The sequence below is a fragment of the Burkholderia sp. M6-3 genome, from assembly GCF_050858985.1.
Taxonomy (GTDB): Bacteria; Pseudomonadota; Gammaproteobacteria; order Burkholderiales; family Burkholderiaceae; genus Paraburkholderia; species Paraburkholderia caledonica.
Genome location: NZ_CP110090.1, coordinates 3,667,307 through 3,687,172, shown reverse-complemented (window position 1 = coordinate 3,687,172; position 19,866 = coordinate 3,667,307). Strand labels below are relative to the sequence as shown.

Sequence of the window (19,866 nt, the reverse complement as noted above, 5' to 3'; positions counted from 1 at the left end):
TCCAAACTCCGTCTATACGCCGACGCCATGAACATCGTGATTTTGGCGGCAGGCACCGGTAAGCGCATGCGGTCCGCGCTTCCCAAGGTGCTCCATCCCCTGGCCGGCCGGCCGCTCCTCGCTCATGTCATCGAGACTGCACGCACACTGAAGCCCACGCGGCTCGTCGTGGTGATCGGTCACGGCGCGGACCTGGTCCGCGAAACCGTTGCCGCGCCCGACGTGCAGTTCGCCGTGCAGGAACAGCAACTCGGAACGGGCCACGCGGTGCAGCAGGCTTTGCCGCTTCTCGATCCGTCCGTGCCCACGCTCGTGCTCTATGGCGACGTGCCGCTCACGCGTGCCAGCACGCTGCGGGCGCTGGTAGAACGCGCAGGGCAGCATGGCTACGGCGTCCTCACCGTGTCGCTTGCCGACCCGAGCGGCTACGGCCGCATCGTGCGCGATTCGCAGGGCAAGGTGTCGCGCATCGTCGAGCAGAAAGACGCGAACGCCGATCAGCTTCTGATTGCCGAGATCAACACGGGCATTATCGTCGCGCCCACGGAGCGTCTTGCGGGCTGGCTCGCCGCGCTGAAGAACGACAACGCGCAGGGCGAGTTCTATCTGACCGACGCGGTCGAAATGGCAATCGAAGCGGGCCTGGAAGTCGTCACCACGCAGCCTCAGGACGAATGGGAAACCTTGGGCGTGAACAGCAAGCAGCAGCTTGCCGAACTGGAACGGATTCATCAGCGCAACGTGGCTGACGCACTGCTCGTGTCCGGCGTGACGCTTGCCGATCCGGCGCGCGTGGACGTGCGCGGCACGCTGGAGTGCGGCCGCGACGTGTCGATCGACGTGAACTGCGTGTTCGAGGGCCGCGTAACGCTGGCTGATAACGTGACGGTCGGGCCGAACTGCGTGATCCGCAACGCGACCATCGGCGCAGGTACGCGGATCGATGCGTTCACGCATATCGAAGGCGCGGAAGTCGGCGCGAATGTCGTGCTCGGGCCTTATGCGCGGTTGCGCCCGGGCGCGTCGTTGCACGACGAATCGCATGTCGGCAATTTCGTCGAGGTGAAAAACGCGGTGCTCGGTCGTGGCTCGAAAGCCAATCACCTCACGTATATCGGCGACTCAGATATCGGCGCGCGGGTGAACATCGGCGCGGGCACCATCACGTGCAATTACGACGGCGCGAACAAATTCCGCACGATCATCGAAGACGACGTTTTCGTCGGTTCAGACACGCAACTGGTTGCGCCGGTGCTTGTGAAGCGGGGCGCGACGATCGCGGCGGGCACCACGGTCTGGAAGGACGTCGAGGCAGACTCGCTGGTCCTGAACGACAAAACGCAAACCAGCAAGACGGGCTACGTACGCCCGACTAAAAAGAAGAGTTGATGGAACGGCCGTGGGGCGACGTGCGCCCTGCAAGCTTCCAGCACTGAACGAGGAACAGACCATGTGCGGCATTGTTGGCGCGGCAGCGCAACGTAATATCGTCCCCGTCCTGATCGAAGGACTGCGGCGCCTCGAATATCGCGGCTACGACTCATGCGGCGTGGCCGTGCTGGGCGAAGGCGGCCCGGCGCGCGCTCGCAGCGTGGCGCGCGTCGCCGATCTCGACGATCAGGTACGCGACAGCCACCTGGGCGGCATCACCGGTATTGCCCATACGCGCTGGGCCACGCATGGCGCGCCGGTCACCGACAACGCGCACCCGATCTTTTCGAAAGATGCGCTCGCGTTGGTACACAACGGCATCATCGAAAACTATGAATCGCTGCGGGAAGCATTGCGTGACAAGGGTTACACGTTCGTCTCGCAGACCGACACAGAGGTTATCGCGCATCTGATTCACAGCCTTTATCGGGGCGACCTGTTTGCGGCTGTACGCGAGGCTGTCGCGCAACTGCACGGCGCCTATGCGATCGCGGTGCTGCATAAAGACCAGCCGCACACCGTGGTGGGCGCGCGCCAGGGCTCGCCGCTCGTGGTGGGACTTGGCGACGGTGAGAACTTCCTTGCCTCCGACGCGCTTGCGCTCGCAGGCAGCACGGAGCGCTTCATTTTTCTGGAAGAAGGCGATGTCTGCGAATTGACGCTCGAGGGTGTGCGCATTGCCGACCGCGAGGGTAACGAAGTGCGCCGCGAGGTGCGTCAGGTCGCGGCATACGGCGGCGCGGTGGAACTTGGCCCGTACCGTCACTTCATGCAGAAGGAAATCTTCGAGCAGCCGCGCGCGATTTCCGACACGATCCCGCAATCGGATTCGTTCGATGCGTCGCTGTTCGGCGAAAGTGCCGGGAACGTGTTCGCGGATATCGACAACCTGCTGATCCTCGCGTGCGGCACGAGCTACTACTCGGGGCTCACCGCGAAATACTGGCTCGAGTCGATCGCCAAGATCCCGACGCAGGTGGAAATTGCCAGCGAGTATCGCTACCGCGAGTCGGTGCCTAATCCCAGGTCGCTCGTGGTCGTGATATCGCAGTCCGGCGAAACGGCGGACACGCTTGCAGCGCTCAAGCATGCGCAGGCGCTTGGGCATCGGCATACGCTCGCCGTGTGCAACGTCGGCACCAGCGCGATGGTGCGCCAAACGGAACTGGCGTTTCTCACGCACGCGGGCCGCGAGATCGGCGTTGCGTCGACGAAGGCGTTTACGACGCAACTGGTCGCGCTGTTCGTGCTGGCCGTCACGCTCGCAAAGCAGCGCGGGCGCGTGAGCCCGGAGCAGGAAACCGAATACTTGCGGCAGCTTCGCCATTTGCCCGCCGCGCTGAACAGCGTGCTGGCGCTTGAGCCGCAGATCATCGCGTGGTCGGAAGAGTTTTCGCGCAAGGAACATGCGCTATTCCTCGGCCGCGGCATGCATTATCCGATCGCGCTTGAAGGCGCGTTAAAGCTGAAGGAAATTTCCTACATTCACGCCGAGGCTTATCCGGCTGGCGAACTGAAGCACGGACCGCTTGCCCTCGTCACCGAGGCAATGCCCGTCGTGACCGTCGCACCAAACGACGCGTTGCTCGAAAAGCTCAAGTCGAATATCCAGGAAGTGCGCGCGCGTGGCGGCCAGCTGTATGTTTTCGCGGACGCGGATACGAAGATCGTCAACGACGAGGGCATCCATGTGATCCGGATGCCGGAGCACTACGGTCTGTTGTCGCCAATTCTGCATGTGGTGCCGCTGCAGCTGCTGGCGTATCACACGGCTTGCGCGCGAGGCACCGACGTGGATAAGCCGCGGAATCTGGCGAAGTCGGTGACGGTGGAGTAAGAGGGACTGGCGGAGCTTTGTTGCTGTAGATTCAGGTAGCTCACCAGACCAAAGCGCCGGCTATATAGCCGGCGCTTTTTTCGTTTGTACAGCGTCTGCCCTTGATGGCTACCCGCGAGGCTCGTCACCGCCCCCGTTGTGCTCACAACTCTGGCCGGGCGAGGTCGGACAACGCGATGTGTTCGCCGTAGACCTGCGCGGCCGCGACCGCCTCCAGCTTCGTTGGATACGGGCCGAGTTCCGGTGCGCCATCGAACGGGAACAGCACGCGGCCGTCGGTCGTTCGAACGACTTTCAATACGCCGTAGAAGCGCCGGTAGCCCGCGAGCTTGGACTTCGCCGATATTTCGAAATCGTCCTCCGATGCGGCGGGGACGCTGGGAACAAATGCGGTCTTGCTCATGCTGAGGACATCTCGTGTTCGATTAACCTGCGATTGTCGCGGACGGAAGATCGCCGGCGACCGTCATTGTCTCAAATCCGCGGAAGCGAGGCTGTTTCACGTTCCAATGTGTGCGACGAGGAACGCATAGACGTCAACAATCGCAACTAACGGATCACCTTTTGCATTTAGACACGCAGCGTGCAACCGCACCGCCGACACATACAGCGAGGGATACGTGCACTTTAGGCGGCGTCTGGACCTGAGAGTCTGCGTTTAGCGGACCGATGCCTATTTTTAAGGCAGGGTTATAATGCGCAAACTTTTTCCTCAGACCTATGCCATGAGTCGGTTACTTTGCCTGATACTGCTTTCGCTCGGCCTCGCCCAATCGGCGCTGGCTGAGGAGAACGGCGACCGCATGTCCGTCTATCTGACGCAGAAGTTCGGCCTCGCCAAGGAAAAGGCTGCAAAGATATCCGATGCCGTGCAGTCCGCCGCATCGAAATACTCGTTACCGCCCGCGCTACTGCTGGCGATTATCTCGATCGAGTCGCGCTTCAAGGAAAAGGCCAAGGGCGCCAACGGCGCAACGGGCCTGATGCAGGTCGTGCCGAGCGCTCATCGCGGGCTTTTGAGAAACGTGAAGGATCTCACGGAGCCGACGGCCAACATCGAAGCCGGCTCCGCGATCCTGTACGGCTACATGCGCTCGGCTAACGGCGATATGAACGCCGCGCTCAGGAGCTACGGCGGCTCGCAAGCCTACGCGCAAAAAGTCAGCCTGCGTGCGGGCGATTTTGCCGGCGTCGCGACACCTCAAGACTCAGCCAAAAATCCGGACGGCCGAATGGTTTCCTGCGACGCTCGCACGACCGACGGTTGCCCGGCATCCGGCAGCTGGTCCGACGCGTTCACTGTCCCTTCGACCGGCGTTGGCGGCGCGGGCCCGAGCAGGGCGGTAACGTCAGCGGCCCTTCCCACGACGTCCAACTGAACGTCCACTCTTCTTCGTCGCAACCCAATTGTGCGGGGCGACGGTTGTCAGCATCGCTGGATGCATGGTGAAAGACGGCGCAACTCGCGCGTCGGCCGATTCGCTGCTCGCTTTTTACGCACCGGCGACAACCGCTCTACAATGCGTTTCCTGTGCGATTTCTTTCGCATTCACGCAGCGTTTCTGATTGACCATGTCCACCTCGCTTCTAAAGACCACTGCGGCTTCGCTGTGCGGCCTGCTGATTCTCGCCGCCTGCAGCAGCGCGCCGACGCCCAAGTTTCAGCAAGAGCTATTCGAAACCGGCGCGAGCCCCTATGCGCGCAATTTCAACTCGAGCGTCACGGACACATGTGAAGCTGCGCGTCGAGCCTTATTGAGCCAGGGCTATCTGACGACGATGACCCGCAACGATACCGTCGACGGCACGAAGAACTTCCAGCCTACCGGCGACACCCACGTGGTCGTCGAATTTCACGTGGTGTGCACGCCGGGCGAAGAGGCGAGCAGTAGCAGCATCGTCTATGTGAACGCCGTGCAGAACGGCTTCGCTTTGAAAAAGAGCGATACGTCGGCAAGTGTCGGATTGAGTGTGCTCGGTTCGCTGTCACTGCCAATCCGCTCGAACAGCGACGCGATGGTGAAGATCTCGAGCGAGACCATTCCCTCGGGCAAGTTCTACGACCGGTTCTTTGGTCTCGTCGGCCACTATCTGCAGACGGTGGTGCGCACTCAGCCTGTCGTCAACGACCGCATCGAGACACATCTGCTGCCGATGCCGGTCGAGACCGTGGCGCCTTCCCCTTCGCCTTCGCCCGACATCGCCGACCCGATCGGCAAAGCCGCTTCGGTGCAACCGGCGAGCGAAGCAGCCTTAGTACGCTGAGTCACACCGGATAAGTCGTCGGGCTGTCGCCGCTCACGGCGGTTGCAGCCCGCAAAACCAGCGCGGAGCCGCAGCTCTCTTAGGTCTTTTACTTAAGACGTATACATATGTAGTAGTAGTTAACAAGGGTTAGTCCTGTCTGTGGATAACCGCGAATTCTTCCGTTAGATCAAAGTAATGCGGTCGCGATAACCGTGGGGCTGTCCGCTGTAGAAAATCTACAAGGCCGGGATAACTTTTCATGCCGGCGACGCCTTCTCCGTTTTATCAAGATTTCGCGCACAGGCTGTTCCATGCGCTATCCCGACGTTATGCAAAGGCCGCTGTGGATAAGTACCGCAGCGCGCTGCTACATGGGGCGCGTGCGAAGGACGGCTCCTTTTGCGACCGAGGGCTCGCGAGCGTACAGATCGCACGCACCGTCGCGCGCAGATTGAGGCAGGCGGAACGAAGTTTGCGTCTCTCTTTCTGCAGCGCGACCGTTGCTATTTAGCCAAAAAAGGTTGGTAAATGCGCGATCCGGGCATAGAGTTAAAGTGGTTTCTGAGGTTCTTGGTGCAGTGCGGGGGTGTCGGATGAAGCGCAGAACAGCACGACAGTTGGTCCGTCTTCTATCGGATATCAGGCATGCTGCCCACTGCAGCACGTTGCGGGCGGCGGCTACCAACCGGGAAATCGCGATCGTATCGGCCGAGCGCGATGCGGGGCTGGAAGAGAGTCCCGAACGCGACGAAGGCAACGAAAGCGCCGACACGACCCGCGAGGTTCGCGAGAGCAAGCCGGCCCGGAGCGGATCATGAGAGCCTTGAGCGAACAGTCGTTGCGTTTTCTCGTCGAGAAATGGCTGGCGCCCGCTCCGTCTGCGGCTGTGCACGTCACCGAATTCAGTCGCACCCGAGTTGGCGGCCGACGCTACGTGCGCGTGGAGACATCGGCGGAATCCGGCTCGCGCGCTCTGTTCTTTTTCCGTCACGACGACGGCTGCTGGTGCGTATTCCCACCCACCGGCGACGCCAGGCGCCTGTACGCGCATCCACGCGCCGCTTGACGGCGCGCCCAGCGTGCCGCTTTTTCCCACCGTGTTTATTGCACGCTCCGGTGCTCGTTAAAGCGCCGATTCATGCGCCCGCAAAGCCGACCATCGTCTGATCCAACGCTCCGCGCGCGCCAATCGCGCAAGAGTGAGACGGCTTCGGGCACAATCACGCGACGAGCGGCGCCAGCGGCGTAGACAGCAGCGAGCCGCCGGCAGAGCTTTCGCTCGCAGCCCGAATCGCAGGCAACCCGATGGACGACAAAGACTGGATCGCCGGCGCCGCGAAAGCGCTCGCGATCATCGAGGCATTCGACGAAGAGCACGCGCGGATGACGCCGACCGCGGTGGCCGGACGCGCCGGTCTGTCGCGCACGGCGGCGCGCCGCTATTTGCTGACGCTGCGCGAACTCGGCTATGTCGACACCGATGGCAAGCTCTTCTGGCTCGCGCCACGCGTGTTGCGGCTGGGTCAGTCCTATCTCGACTCCGCGCGCTTGCCGCGCACGGTGCAGCCGTTCCTTCAACGGATTACGGCGACGCTCCAGGAGACCGCGCTCGTCGCGATTCTCGACGAACACGACGTCGTCTACGTCGCCCGTAACGGTGTGAACCGGGCGATGGCGGTCGGCTTCGTGCTCGGCTCGCGCGCGCCGGCGCCGTTATCGTCCGCGGGGTTGGTGTTGCTGGCCTTCCAGGCGCCGGAGAACATCGAACAATGGCTCGCGTCGTATCCGATCAAGGTGTTCACGCCGCACACGTACTCCACCATCGAACGGCTGCGCGAAGTGCTCGGTGAGATTCGGCGCAATGGTTATGTGGTCACGGACCAGCAACTGGAACTCGGTGTCCGCGGCGTCGCGGTGCCGCTGCGCGACCGGCACGGCACGGTCGTCGCGGCGATTAGCGTGAGCATGCCGATCGGTCAGGAGTCGGCGAACGCCGCGCTGCACCGCGTTCTGCCGACGCTGCTCGAGACCGCTAGCCTGCTGCGCAATCTGGTGTAGAAAGACCTAAGGGATATCCCTGATATCGGCTGTTTATGAGCGAAAGCGGCTCGAAAGGCAGCTGTCTCCCGGAAAATACATATCCCGTTTTGCGCATGACAAACCGCCTACGCCAGGTAATACTCTCCCGCGGGAAGCGGTAAGGCGCCCGCAGCGCTCCCTGCTTCACCGCGCAGTTATTTCATTCACACTGACTCAGTCGTTGAGGTTTGGGGAACAACACATGAAAAAAGTTATCGTCTCGCTCGCAGCAGCATCGATCGCGCTGGTTTCGGTTCAAGCTTTCGCACAAGCATCGGACGCAGCCGCTCCGGCCGCTGCAGCAAGCGCACCGAAGAAGCATCACGTGAAGAAGCTGAGCACGCACGGCAAGCGCGCTCCGGTCTCTGCAGCAGCGTCGGCTGCCGGCACGAACGACAAGGGCACGCAGAACTAAGCTGGCGACCTTCGTCAGGCGAGCCGCTTCGCCTGCTGCACGCGCCGCAAGCAAAAAGGCCAGAGCTCCTGCTCTGGCCTTTTTGCATTCCGGTCGCGCTTGTCGCGAGTCCCGGCGATTCGCAGCGATCTTCGTCGAGCGCGCTCGCATACCGCGCCGCGCATTCGCGTTAGCGGTGTTTAGCCCGCGAGGCCGCGTTTGATCACTTCGTTCAGTAGTCCGGTCATCCCTTCGGGATGCGTCGCGGCACGCACTTTCAGCTCTGCAACCAAGTCGCCGTTCAGCTTGCATGCGAACGCGACGAGGCCTTGCGCCTGATCCAGTTTGCGCTGCTCCCGGCGATCCAGTTTCGGCTCCGCAGCCGAAGCCTTGCCGAAGCGTTCGGCGGTGGACTGCTTCATTGCATTGTTCAGCTTGAGTGCCTTGTTCTTTTCAAGGTCGGTCTTTTTCATCGCCATACGTCAGGCCTCTGCCAGATAGGTAATCCCGCATTGTACGCACCGCGCGTTGCGTCGCGCGAGCGAAGGCGTTGCACGTCAAGGCGAGGCGGCCGACGCATCTGCATCGCGAGCGTCGGCGTCGACCGGTGCTGCGGCCACGCTGTCCATCAGCGCGCGCATTCTTTGCCAGTGTGTGCCTTCCCAGAATACGCGGCGGCACACGTCGCAAGTGACAAACTGATTATGCCGCTGCAGCACGCCGTCGGGCGCGCGGTCGCCGACTTCGTCGCGTGGAATGCGCCGCAGCGGTGCGTTGCACATCAGACATAGACGGAACGGCTGCGCGCTGCCCGCCAGATCCAGCCGTTCGAACACTTCGCGCAACTGCTCGCGCGGACGGAGCGTGCGGACGTAGCAGCCATGCGTAATCGAGCGGCGTTTCAATAGCTCGCGGTCGCGGGTGAGGACGATGCGGTTCTCGGCGGCGGCGAGTGCTTCGATATCCGCGTCAGGATAGTGGTTGTCGTAGAGCGTATCGAATCCCGCCAGTCGCAGCAGCGGGGCAAGGCCGCCAAGATGCGCGTCGGCGATGAAGCGCACTACGCGTAGCGGCCGTTCGCGCACTCGTAGCAGCGGGCGGATGTCGAGCGCTTCGAATTTCGGATAGACGGCGACCCGGTCGCCCTCGGCAAGAGGATGATTGAATCCCACCGACTCGCCGTTCACGAGGATCAGTTCCACTTCGGTGTGCGGTACGCCGAGCGCTTCGATCGCGTGTTTCGTCGTGGCGTCGCGCGCGCATGCGTAGGCGAACGCTCGCCGGCGCAGCGGCCGGGCGAGAAAATCGTTCAGCTCCTCATAGAAGCGGAAAGTCGCGGTGACCATCGCAGAAGTATCGCACCGTGCGCCATTGCGTGCCGCAGTGACATGCCCGGTTGCGTGCCGCCGTTGCGTCGTTTTCCTGCATATGTCCCACGGGTGTGCTTTACTTCCAGTTCTTTAGAAGACGGAGCCTCAGATGGACATCGGTTTTATCGGTCTCGGCGAAATGGGCGCCGCGATGGTTGCAAACATCCTGAAAGCAGGGCATCAGGTACGTGTATGGAACCGCTCGCCAGAACGCGCGCAGCCTCTCGTAGACGCAGGCGCGAAAATCGTCGCGACGCCTGCCGAAGCGTTCGCCGGCGACGCCGTGTTTTCAATGCTCGCCGACGACGCCGCCTTGCGCGAGGTCGTGACCGCATCGCTGCTGGAGCATGCACCGCGCGGCCTGATTCACGTGAACATGGCGACGATCTCAGTGGCGCTTGCCGAAGAACTCGCGACCGCGCATGCGTCGCGCGGCGTCAATTACGTTGCCGCACCGGTGCTCGGCAGGCCGGACGTGGCCGCCGCCGGCAAGCTGACGATCGTGGCCGGCGGGCCGGCGGAGTCGATCGATCGCGTGCAGCCTGTTTTCGACGCAATCGGGCAGAAAACCTGGCGCATCGGTTCGCTGCCGCAACAGGCGAACGTCATCAAGCTTGCCGCGAACTTCATGCTTGGCGCGGCGGTCGAGACGCTGGGCGAAGCTGCCGCGCTGGTGTCGGGGCATGGCCTTGCGATCCAGGATTTCCTCGACGTGATCACGAGCGGGATTTTCCCCGGCCCGGTCTACGCAGGCTACGGCAAGATGATCGCGGAGCAGAGCTACGAGCCGGCGCTCTTCAAGGCGCGTCTGGGGCTGAAAGACTTGCGGCTTGCACTTGCCGCAGCCGACGCAGTCACGACGCCGCTGCCAATCGCGAGCGTCGTTCGGGACAGCCTGCTGGAGGCAGTCGCGCATGGCGACGGCGAGAAAGATTTCGCGGTGCTGGGCCAAGTGGCAGCCCGCCGGGCCGGCCGTTGACCAACGCGGCCCGTACGGGCGGTGACGCTTCACGTGCATAATAGTCGCCCAATCTTTTCGCGGTGATGCCATGAGTTTGCATACCTGGTGGCTGTTTGCCGCCACTGTCTTTGTCGTGTGCGCCATTCCGGGCCCGAACATGTTGCTCGTCATGACGCACGGCGCCCGCCACGGCCTGCGCCGGACAGGCGCTACCATGGCCGGATGTCTGTCGGCACTGGTGCTGATGCTGGCGGTGTCGGCGGCGGGGCTCGGCGTGTTTCTCGAGGCGTGGCCGGCTCTCTTCAACGCGCTGCGTTTTATCGGCGCGGCGTATCTGGTGTACCTCGGTATCAAGGCATGGCGCGCGCCCGCTGATGAGACCGCGGGGACCGAGGCTGCGACCAATGCCGACGACCGGGCCGCGAAACCGGTCCGCTCGCCTTTCGCGCTATTTCGCAACGGTTTCCTGGTGTCGGGCAGCAATCCGAAGGCGATTCTGTTCGCTGCGGCGCTGCTGCCGCAATTCATCGACGCCTCGCTGCCCAAGCTGCCGCAGTTCGGCATTCTGGTGGCGACGTTCGCCGTTCTCGAGGTGAGCTGGTATTTCGTCTATGCCGGGTTTGGCACGCGCATCGGCAGCCGTCTGAAGAGCCGCAATGTCGCGCGCCTGTTCAATCGCCTGACGGGCGGCGTTTTCGTCGGCTTTGGCGCCATGATGGCGTTAGTGCGGCACTGACCGCAGCGCATTGGCCCCCTGCTTAAGCACATGTGGCGAAACTGCAACAAGAGGGGACAACCCTGATTTTGATGTTGCGTCGCACCAAACCTTTTGCTATAGTTTGTCTTGTCTCCTCCATGTCTCCTCTGATATGGATTCAGCCCGCCAACTTAGGCGGGCTTTTTTTTGCCTCGAATTTCTTCCGTCCCCACAAGCAAAAAGCCGGCTCTCCGCACGCGGTGGGCCGGCTCGGTCGCGCGTCGCTTCTTTTAGAACTTGTACGAGACCGCGAGGAACGAGATGATCGGGTCAGCCTTGAGCTCGGCTTTCGAGACGCCCAGTTCCGTGCCGTCCGCGGCTTTGATGATGACCGACGACGTCGTCTTCAGCGGAATGTAGGTCACGGAGGCCACCAGGCCCCAATGTTCCGTGATGTTGTACGCGAGGCCCGCGTTGAAAACCGGCGCCCACGAGGACGAAGCCTTCGCCGACACCTGTGTTTTGCCCGGCTTGCCCGCGCCGGCCGCGAGGATGGCGCCCAGGTTTTCCTGCGTCGATTGCACGAAGTTCGGGCTGAGCTGAATGTCGGAGAACCAGTTGTACGACACGCCGATGCCCAGGAACGGCCTGAACTTGGCCGTCGGCGCATTGAAGTAGTACTGGAAGAGCAGCGCCGGGCTCCATTGGCGCACGCTTTTTACGATCGGATTCACCTGCGGATCGCCAATGTCCTGCTGGCCGAGCGCGCCGGCCGGTCCCGGCGGCTTGATCGTGCCGTGCCCGTAGATCTTGAACACAGGCGGCACGCCCGCCACCGTCGTCACGGCAATGTGATCGGTCAGGTAATGGCTGAACACAAGGCCGACCGTGTCGGCGTTGTTCGTCGACAGACTCGTGCCTTCTGAGGTGAACGAACTTGGCAACCGCAGCGGCGTGTTGATCGGCGTGGGCGCCACATGGGTGGTCAGCGGCGTGCTCGAATCCTGCGGCATGACGTGGAACCAGCCTAGCGCGGCGACGTTGTCGCCCGCATGTTGTGCGTGCGCACTGGCGGACAGGCACGCGACCAGCATCGCGAGATAGATTTTTTTCATATTGTTGCTCCTCTAGGGCGCTCGTCAGGCGCGAGGCGCGCGTCGAGCGATGCCGCAGGCCGCAAGGCCGGCGTGCATGATCGTCGCTAACCGGGTCGCCGCGCGGCAGGAGCGGCGGCGACCTCGGCGCAAAGGCCATTGCGTATTGACGGCGCGGGCGTGCCCGTTACTGAACGAAGGCGCCGATCGTGAAGTACGGCGAGGCCGCGTTGGTCAGATCCAGGTAGCCGAATACGCCGCCCGTGAAAATCATCTTTCCGGTCGCCGTATTGCCCGTGGATGCGCCGACATGCGTCGTCGTGGCTACGCCCGGCACTGTTTGCGTGAAGTCGAGATTCAGCGCGGTAGCAAGCGAGGCCTGCGACGCGTTGAACGGATCGAGCAGCGTCGCCTGAGTGCCCGCCAGTGCGGTCGTGCGATAGTCGAACTGGCTATCTACGCCGATGTACTCGCCGTTCTGCGAGTTGACCGCTATCGGACTCTGCGGCGAGAGAATCGAGATACCCGATTCGTCGTCCGCGTACGGTCCAAGCGCGCCGTTTTGCGGCACCGTGACCGACGAGTTCGCCGCGCCGGTGCGCACGAGAATCGGCACCAACTGGTTGCGCAGCCTGCCGACGATCATGTAGCCGCGAGCTTTCGGCGTAGTGGCGAGCGTGGGCTTCGCCTGTCCCTGGAAGTTATTGGTCTGGAATGCGCCGCTGCCGTCGGCCGCCGGCGCGAAGTTACTGCCCGGCTGCTGGCATTTGCCCGCGTTGACACCGGAGTTGTCGCACTCGGTCCACGTGCCGTCGGCGTTGATCGTAATTTTGGTATCCACGGCGACGGGCGCGAAATTTTGCGACGGCACCTGGTGGTAGCCAAGCTGGTTGTAGGTGCCGGCTACCTTCGTGAGGTCGGTTTCGATCGACGAAAACCCGATGAACGGGTAGTAGGGGAACTTGGTGTCCGGCACGGCGCCGACGCCGAGAATACCGCCGAATGAAATTTCTGCACCGGGAATGGTGCCACCCGCAACGCCCTCGCCGACGAAGATCCTTGCCGGCCGGTTCGGATCGAGGCTTGCGCCGTTCAGGCGGAACGCGCACTGGTTAAGCTTGTTGGTCGGCAGCAGCGTTTCCTGGGTCAGTGTGCCGCTCGCGACCTGACCCGCACGTGTTGGGACGACGGTGCCGGTGGTCGCGGGAATCGGAGATTCGACGTAGGTCACCTGCCACGTCATCTTTGCGGTGTCGAGTTGCAGTTTGACCAGTTCGCCGTCACCGCCGCCGCCTGTGTACACCGTGCTGTAGTCGAGCGACGCGGGACACAGTCGAACTTCCGTCATAGGTCCGTCGCCGCCGCCACCACCGCCGCATGCCGCCAGTAACGGTGCCGCAAGTGCGAGCACCGACAGGAATCTCCATTTCATACCGCCTCCAGAATTTTTTCGTTGTAGGTGGCCGGCTCCCGGTCCAGCCACCGCTTGCTCTTTTATGTCTCGTCCTGCCGACTGGTTTGCTTTCCCGCTACTTGCTGATTTGGGCTCCTATGCCGAAGTACGGCGTGCTTGGCGTGTCCGCGTTCGCCGACGTCGATGCAATGCCGTTGTTCTCCGCGCCCTGGATCTCGATCGCGTATAAGCCGCCCGAGGCGATCGCGAGGCCGGTCTTGCCGTTGGTGTCCTGCACGCCGACGAGTCCGGGGCTTGGCAATCCGTAGCCGAGGCCGAAGCCGCTTTCGCCCGCCGAAGTGCTCGGGTTGATGAACGTGCCGACCGCGCCCTGAATCAGCGTCGCCGTGTACTTGAAGTTCGAATCGGCGCCGACGTAGCCGCCGTCGAAGCCGCCGGATGCGAGCGGCGTCGCCGCGGCGAGCATCGCGATGCCGGACTCGTCGTCGACCTTGGCGTCGAGATGGAGCGGCGCCGTCCCCAGGTTGATGTAGCCGGTGCGCACGACGAGCGGCACGGTCGCGCCGTTCACCTGGCCGAGAATCATGTGCGCGGTCCCCGACTTGCCGGTCGCGCCGACCAGCGGGAGTTGAAACTGCTGCACGATCTGCGGCGCCTGCTGGCTGTCGAAGTACCCATTGCTGTTGAGCGTCAACGGGTTGCCGGTGGTCAGGCAGCCGCCGGCATTGGGCGAGTAATTCGGATTGGCCGTGTTGCTGCTCGTGCAGGTGCCGCTTGCATCGAACGTTTCGACGGTGTTGGTCGCGACCGTCGAGTAGTTACCCGACGGTGCCAGGTGATACAGCAGGCCGTTGTACGTGCCCGGCAGTTTCGTGATGTCGGTGGTCGTGCTCGCGAAGCCGAGGAACGGGTAGAAGTCGAAATGCCGGTTCGGCACCGCGCCAATGCCCGAGCCGATGAGGGGAATCGACAATCCGTCGAACTGGACCGTCGCGCCTGGAATGCCGCCGCCCGCCACGCCTTGACCGACAAAGATCATCGGCGGATTTGGATTGTTGGCGAAGCCGGGCGTCGTGTAGGGCTGGCCGTCGCCGGCCGCGGTGCCGGTGCCAGCGCCGAGGATGAACGCGCAGCGCGTTTGCTCGGCGGTCGGCAGTGTGCCGGTGGGCGGGTGAATCACCGCGCCGGTGATCTGGGTGCCGGCGCGCGTGGGTGTGACCGTGCCGGTGCGCAGCGGAATCGGCGACTCGAGCCACTTGAGCGTGTAGGTCATCGCAGTGGCGTCGATATTGATTTGCACCACCTCGCCGCTGCCGGCCCCGCCGAGGAACGTGCTTTTGACGATGTCCGCAGTGGCGGGGCAAAGCGCAGCCGCAGTGCCGTTCGAAGCAGGCGGACCCTGCACGCCGCAACTGGAACCTGAACATTGCGGCGAGTTGATCGGGCCGGGATTATCGGCTTTGCCGCCGCCGCAAGCTATTAGTAAAGGCGTCGTGGCAATAGCCATTGCCAAGCCTCGAATAATGGCGTCCGCCATACTGTTGTCTCCCTTCCTGTAATTGTGCGAGCTAATTTCGCTGCGCGATTAACGCCTGTCAATTGAATGAGCCGTCTAAAAAAGCCGATTCAAACAGCGGCATTTTCGCTATGCACGCAGTGAGCGGGCGCACGCGGCGCATTTAAACAAAAACGTGAGTTGGACGCGAAAGGGCGCTTCGTTGCTCGGCGGCACACCCTTGCCAGGTAAGCCTTAGAGCAAAATGGCTCTATGATCTGCGAACGATCGTTCGACAAAAAATCCGGAATTTCCCTATGCGGAAAACTATGCTGATCGAGTGACGGGCTGGGAAGAGTTACCCGAAAAAATGGAAACCGCGATTGAGTAGCTTCAAATAACGGGAGCTACTTTCGAATATGTGTAAATAAATGTTTCGGCGAAGGGGGTTTTAAAACAAAAAGCCGGTCTCTTGAGACCGGCTTTCGCAAAGCTGACAAACGGAAAATCGAGGCGACTATTTAACCTTGTTAGCGTTTCAAACCGCTTTCCTCAGCCGCACCGGTTGCCAGGTTCATGCATTGGATTGCCGCGCCCGAAGCACCCTTGCCCAGGTTGTCAAGGCGAGCCACGGTTACAAAGCGCTCCGCCGTGCCAAACACGAACAGATCGACGCGGTTCGTGTCGTTGTTCGCCTGAACGTCGAAGAAACCGCTGTCGAGATTCGCTTCGGCGTCGAACGGCGCGACGCGCACGAACGCTTCACCCGCGTAGTACTCGGCGAGATGTGCCTGCACCTGTTGCGGTGTGGTCTTCCTGGCCAACTGGCGCGGCGAGAAGTAGGTGGTGACCGCGAGACCCTTGTAAAAGTCGCCGACGATCGGCGTAAAGATCGGCGCCGACGTCAGCCCGGTGTGCGCCGCCATTTCCGGCAGATGCTTGTGCGTGAGACCCAGCGCGTAAGGACGTGGGCTCTTCAGCTTCGCGTTACCGCCGGCTTCGTAGTCGGCGATCATTTTTTTTCCGCCGCCGCTGTAGCCGGTGATCGAATAGGCGTGCGCGTCGAAGTCAGGCGCGACCACGCCCGCTTCCACGAGCGGGCGCATGGCCAGCACAAAAGCCGATGCGTGACAGCCGGGAACGGCGATACGCTTGGCTGTGCGCAGGCGCTCGCGCTGCGAACGGGCAAGTTCCGGCAGTCCGTAAGCCCAGTCTGCGGACGTGCGGAATGCGGTGCTGGCATCGATCAGAACCGTGCGCTCGTTCTCAACCAGCGAAGCCGATTCGCGTGATGCAACGTCGGGCAGGCACAGAAACGTCACGTCCGACGCGTTGATGAGGCGGCGGCGCTCTTCCAGATCTTTGCGCTTCGCTTCGTCGATGCGCAGGATCTCCACGTCGGCGCGCTGCGACAGGTACTCAAAAATCTTCAGGCCGGTCGTGCCTTCCTGTCCGTCGACAAAAACTTTCGTGCTCATCTCGATCTCACTGGCTTCTTTGAAAACGGCGCACTTGGCCGCGCGAAAACGCCATTTTAAAACCTCATCGCCACGCGCGTGCAAAAGCGCTGGAAATGGACACAAAAACAGCAGAAAAATGACGATGCTCGCTCAAGGTGACAGCGGCATGACGCGGGCGTGGCGTAGCAAGCAGGCACCGCGCGACGAACCGGCCAACGCGAAGTATTAGCCTGCGGCGGATATCCAGCGGGCTGTCACCTGCGCGACGCGTGCGCCGAACAGGCGCGCCGTTTCCAGATCGCCTGCAGGCGGCGCCTCTTCCGGCGACGCATCCGCCGGAGACTGCGTGAGCACGCCGGTGGAACCGCCGACGTAATTCAGGTCGTTGCGGGTCGCAGCCTTGGTATTGGACGGCATCAAACCGGTACCCACCCAGATCATGCCGTGCTGCATGGCGAGCGTGACGAAGTACTGGATGGTCAGGAACTTGTCGCCGTTCATCGTCGCCGAGTTAGTGAAACCGGCCGCGATCTTGTCCTTCCACGTTTGGCCGAACCACGGTTTTGAGCTCGCGTCGGCGAACTTCTTGAAGTCGGCGGACGGTCCGCCCATGTACGTCGGCGCGCCGAAGATGATCGCGTCCGCGGCGGCGAGCTCGGCCCATGCAGCTTCGTCGATGTCGCCGACCGGCAGGAGCTTTGCGTCTGCGCCCGCCTCCTGCGCGCCCGCGAGCACGGACTCGGCGACTTTCTTCGTGTGGCCGTAGCCGCTGTGATAAACGATGACGATCTTCGACATAAGACGCTCCTGCAAAGAAGAGGAATTGAACGACGCACGATGCCGATGCGTTGGCTGACTGATGCAGTGCCGGTGGCCCCAACGTGTGTAGGCTCAAAGCACGTAAACCTGCGTGGATTGCAGAACGCACACTGTACGTCGGATCCGCATGCAAGCCATACGCCAATCGGCCTCCCGGCCGACAGGAGCCTTCGACGCGCGCCGCGCTATCGACCGTAATTGACCACCATCCTCGCGCTGCCGAGCGCCGCGGTGCCGATCTCGTGATCGAACATCAGTGCGGGTCGGCCTTGCGCGAGGCGCAGGTCCGCGGTGTTCAATGCATACACCGTAATCACGTAGCGGTGCGGTTTGCCGGGTGGCGGGCAGGGGCCGCCATAGCCGTCGATGTCGAAGTCGTTGCGCGATTCCACCGCGCCGAGTTTCCTGAGAAAGCCCGAAGCGCTCGCGTTCTCGGGCAGGCTTGCGACAGTCGCCGGGATGCCTGCGACGGCCCAATGCCACCAGCCGCGGCCAGGGGCATCGGGATCGAACATGGTGATGGCAAAACCGCGTGTTCCGGCCGGCGCGTCATGCCACGTCAATTGCGGGGAGCGGTTACCGCCCTTGCAGTCGCCCTGATCGAAAACTTGCGGAGTATTGACCGTGCCACCGGCCCGGAAGCTGGCGCTGGTCAGCGAGAATGCGCCTTGGGCGAAAGCGCGTGGCCCCTGCGCAAGCCAGAGCGCGAGGCCCAGTGTGGCGCAGACAAAAAACGGCGTGCGGCGAAACGGTGAAGCGTACGAAACAACCAGGCAACGCAAGTGCATGTGCCGGTTCTCCTGTGTCGACCAGAGCGGCTGCTGCTGTCGGTGAGGCTGGCGCTTCGCACCTGCTCGACCTTACGCAAAGCGCTTACTCGGATCCTATGCAGCACAAGGTAGCTGCGAGGGCGCGAGCTGACTGACTCGCGCGGATTTTGTCCCTATTTTGTCCCCGAAGGTCGAATCAAGTCTAACATTAGCTCTACGATGCATCATTGTTGTGCGTAAGCGGATTGCGCGCCTGAAAATGGGCTATAGTCGGAAGAATTTTCGCGTGCACTGGCCCGTGTTCCTATTAGGTAGATGGTATGAACGCCACCCTCCCGTCGCGGTCGTTTCGGCTCTGAACACTGAAGTGCCTTTGGAGGTACTGGGTCCCTCCAGAACGCAACGGCATCAATGTGCCAAATCTATGGTCCACCCCGTTTTTGCAACTATGATCTTCGATGGCGAGTTGGCTTGCTTAAATCTATTCGGCGTCATTGTGGGGATCGCTCCCCGCGCCACGATGAGATTCGCGCCTGACGATCCTTAACAGTGGATCGGCTTCGAAAAGCCTCTTTGGCACTCAGGTTCTTCGGCAGGCCGCTGCGCCGTTCACGTCATCAATTTTCAGTCGTCGCAAAACCAGTTGGGTGATTGTGTTAAGTAAAGATGAAGCTGTGTTCGTTCAGATCGGGTGAGTTGCGTAGCTGGCGTCGAATGTGGTTCGGCGCGCAACAATCGCCCAGGCCGTTCGGGCCAGCTTGTTGGCGAGCGCACACGCCACCACGTTTGAATGTCGTTGAGCGAGCATTGCGCGGACCCAGTCTGCCAGGCGACCGGTTCGTTTCTCCAACCCTCGCATGTAGGCTCGGGCGCACAGGACGAGCAGACGCCTGACATTTTTGTCGCCGCGCCGGCTGATCCCAAGAAGATTGGTCTTGCCGCCCGTACTGAATTGCCGGGGCACGAGCCCAACCGATGCCGCAAAATCGCGACTGCATCGGTACTGCCTTGCGTCGCCCATCTTTGCGGCCAACGCGCTTGCGGTGACCGGGCCGACTCCCGGGATGCTCATCAGGCGCTGTCCGACCTCGTCGTCGGCGAGCTGACGTGCAAGCTCCTGGTCAATCTCACCGATCTGTTCTTCAAGGTACTTGAAGTGCTGATGGAGGCGTTCGAGGATCGCAACCAGTCTTGGCGGCAGTTCATGCATAGCGAGCACAGACGGCAGACGTGTGACGGCAGTGTTGCCTACCGGCAGACTGATGCCGAACTCGAGAAGAAAGCCATGCATCTGGTTGACGGTTCTGGTCCGCTCGCGCACCATCGATTCACGTACACGGTGCAGCACCGAAAGCGTCTGTTGCGACTCAGTCTTCGGAATTACGAATCTCATCGCCGGGCGCGACGCAGCTTCGCAGATCGCCTCTGCATCGACGAAATCATTCTTGTTCGATTTGACGAATGGCCTGACGAACTGCGGCGAGATCAGGCGCACCGTGTGCCCGAACTCGGCCAGCTTCCGCGCCATATGATGCGAACCGGCGCAGGCCTCCATGACGACGGTACAGGCATGGAAAGTCGCGAAGAATTCGATCAGTTGTTTGCGGCTCATCTTTTTACGAAACAAAGCCTTGCCTTTCGCATCTTGCCCATGCAGGTGAAAGCTGTGTTTGCCAAGATCGATACCAACGAGCGTAACGTCGTCCATGGTGGCCTCCAGTTCGGTATGAACACTGCCAGCCTAACCTGTCCAGCGAGGTGGGGTGGACCATCCCATTAGTGGAAGTTGTCGCGACCA

At 62.0% G+C, this 19,866-nt stretch carries 20 protein-coding genes; 10 read left to right on the top strand and 10 right to left on the bottom strand.

The genetic code is table 11. The features are described from left to right. The first annotated feature begins 27 nt into the window (after positions 1 to 27). The gene (gene glmU / locus OH764_RS16210; RefSeq protein WP_498847439.1) at positions 28 to 1,389 is read left to right on the top strand and encodes a bifunctional UDP-N-acetylglucosamine diphosphorylase/glucosamine-1-phosphate N-acetyltransferase GlmU; all 1,362 of its coding nucleotides are present in this window, start codon (positions 28 to 30) and stop codon (positions 1,387 to 1,389) included. Between the two features lie 61 nt (positions 1,390 to 1,450). Next, the gene (gene glmS, locus OH764_RS16205; protein ID WP_498847438.1) at positions 1,451 to 3,268 is read left to right on the top strand and encodes a glutamine--fructose-6-phosphate aminotransferase; all 1,818 of its coding nucleotides are present in this window, start codon (positions 1,451 to 1,453) and stop codon (positions 3,266 to 3,268) included. Between the two features lie 142 nt (positions 3,269 to 3,410). Here glmS and OH764_RS16200 read toward each other — a convergent pair whose 3' ends face one another. Beyond that, complete coding sequence (locus tag OH764_RS16200; RefSeq protein ID WP_498847437.1) at positions 3,411 to 3,671, bottom strand: DUF6723 family protein; 261 nt, start codon at positions 3,669 to 3,671, stop codon at positions 3,411 to 3,413. Positions 3,672 to 3,993: 322 nt separating this feature from the next. On the opposite strand from OH764_RS16200, the gene OH764_RS16195 reads away from it, so the two are divergent. From OH764_RS16195 to OH764_RS16170, 6 genes are all read left to right on the top strand, one after another. Next, entirely contained in the window at positions 3,994 to 4,647 is a 654-nt protein-coding gene (locus OH764_RS16195) for a lytic transglycosylase domain-containing protein (RefSeq protein WP_498847436.1), read from the top strand. Positions 4,648 to 4,840: 193 nt separating this feature from the next. Further along, a complete protein-coding gene (locus tag OH764_RS16190) occupies positions 4,841 to 5,533 on the top strand; it encodes a DUF2242 domain-containing protein (protein ID WP_498847435.1) in 693 nt (230 codons plus the stop codon). Between the two features lie 575 nt (positions 5,534 to 6,108). Then, on the top strand, positions 6,109 to 6,333 hold the full coding sequence (locus tag OH764_RS16185; protein ID WP_498847434.1) for a hypothetical protein: 225 nt from the start codon (positions 6,109 to 6,111) through the stop codon (positions 6,331 to 6,333). Beyond that, entirely contained in the window at positions 6,330 to 6,581 is a 252-nt protein-coding gene (locus OH764_RS16180; protein WP_498847433.1) for a hypothetical protein, read from the top strand. The genes OH764_RS16185 and OH764_RS16180 overlap by 4 nt, the downstream gene beginning before the upstream one ends. 239 nt (positions 6,582 to 6,820) lie before the next feature. Then, positions 6,821 to 7,573, top strand: coding sequence for an IclR family transcriptional regulator domain-containing protein (locus OH764_RS16175; protein ID WP_020070813.1), 753 nt, complete (start codon positions 6,821 to 6,823; stop codon positions 7,571 to 7,573). A gap of 223 nt (positions 7,574 to 7,796) precedes the next feature. After that, positions 7,797 to 8,009 carry a hypothetical protein gene (locus OH764_RS16170; protein ID WP_498847432.1) on the top strand — a complete coding sequence of 71 codons (213 nt, stop codon included), beginning with the start codon at positions 7,797 to 7,799 and terminating at the stop codon, positions 8,007 to 8,009. A 179-nt stretch (positions 8,010 to 8,188) separates the two neighbouring features. Here the strand turns inward: OH764_RS16170 and OH764_RS16165 are convergent, their stop codons facing one another. Both OH764_RS16165 and OH764_RS16160 read right to left on the bottom strand, forming a co-directional pair. Beyond that, the gene (locus OH764_RS16165; RefSeq protein WP_498847431.1) at positions 8,189 to 8,467 is read right to left on the bottom strand and encodes a hypothetical protein; all 279 of its coding nucleotides are present in this window, start codon (positions 8,465 to 8,467) and stop codon (positions 8,189 to 8,191) included. Between the two features lie 78 nt (positions 8,468 to 8,545). After that, positions 8,546 to 9,334, bottom strand: coding sequence for a Mut7-C RNAse domain-containing protein (locus OH764_RS16160; RefSeq protein WP_214877924.1), 789 nt, complete (start codon positions 9,332 to 9,334; stop codon positions 8,546 to 8,548). A gap of 133 nt (positions 9,335 to 9,467) precedes the next feature. On the opposite strand from OH764_RS16160, the gene OH764_RS16155 reads away from it, so the two are divergent. Further along, positions 9,468 to 10,337 (top strand): NAD(P)-dependent oxidoreductase, encoded by an 870-nt coding sequence (locus OH764_RS16155; RefSeq protein ID WP_498847430.1) that lies wholly within the window; start codon positions 9,468 to 9,470, stop codon positions 10,335 to 10,337. A 70-nt stretch (positions 10,338 to 10,407) separates the two neighbouring features. Beyond that, a complete protein-coding gene (locus OH764_RS16150) occupies positions 10,408 to 11,055 on the top strand; it encodes a LysE family translocator (protein ID WP_498847429.1) in 648 nt (215 codons plus the stop codon). Between the two features lie 251 nt (positions 11,056 to 11,306). Here the strand turns inward: OH764_RS16150 and OH764_RS16145 are convergent, their stop codons facing one another. From OH764_RS16145 to OH764_RS16115, 7 genes are all read right to left on the bottom strand, one after another. Continuing rightward, positions 11,307 to 12,131, bottom strand: coding sequence for an OmpW/AlkL family protein (locus OH764_RS16145; protein ID WP_498847428.1), 825 nt, complete (start codon positions 12,129 to 12,131; stop codon positions 11,307 to 11,309). A gap of 166 nt (positions 12,132 to 12,297) precedes the next feature. Next, entirely contained in the window at positions 12,298 to 13,542 is a 1,245-nt protein-coding gene (locus tag OH764_RS16140; RefSeq protein WP_498847427.1) for a DUF2957 domain-containing protein, read from the bottom strand. Positions 13,543 to 13,639: 97 nt separating this feature from the next. After that, entirely contained in the window at positions 13,640 to 15,061 is a 1,422-nt protein-coding gene (locus OH764_RS16135; RefSeq protein ID WP_498847426.1) for a DUF2957 domain-containing protein, read from the bottom strand. A 488-nt stretch (positions 15,062 to 15,549) separates the two neighbouring features. Further along, positions 15,550 to 16,497, bottom strand: coding sequence for an N-acetyl-gamma-glutamyl-phosphate reductase (gene argC, locus OH764_RS16130; protein WP_498847425.1), 948 nt, complete (start codon positions 16,495 to 16,497; stop codon positions 15,550 to 15,552). Positions 16,498 to 16,704: 207 nt separating this feature from the next. After that, on the bottom strand, positions 16,705 to 17,277 hold the full coding sequence (locus OH764_RS16125) for a flavodoxin family protein (protein WP_498847424.1): 573 nt from the start codon (positions 17,275 to 17,277) through the stop codon (positions 16,705 to 16,707). Positions 17,278 to 17,483: 206 nt separating this feature from the next. Then, positions 17,484 to 18,086, bottom strand: a complete 603-nt coding sequence (locus OH764_RS16120) for a YbhB/YbcL family Raf kinase inhibitor-like protein (protein WP_498847423.1) — start codon at positions 18,084 to 18,086, stop codon at positions 17,484 to 17,486. A gap of 664 nt (positions 18,087 to 18,750) precedes the next feature. Continuing rightward, a complete protein-coding gene (locus tag OH764_RS16115) occupies positions 18,751 to 19,776 on the bottom strand; it encodes an IS110 family RNA-guided transposase (RefSeq protein WP_498847422.1) in 1,026 nt (341 codons plus the stop codon). Between the last annotated feature and the right edge of the window lie 90 nt (positions 19,777 to 19,866).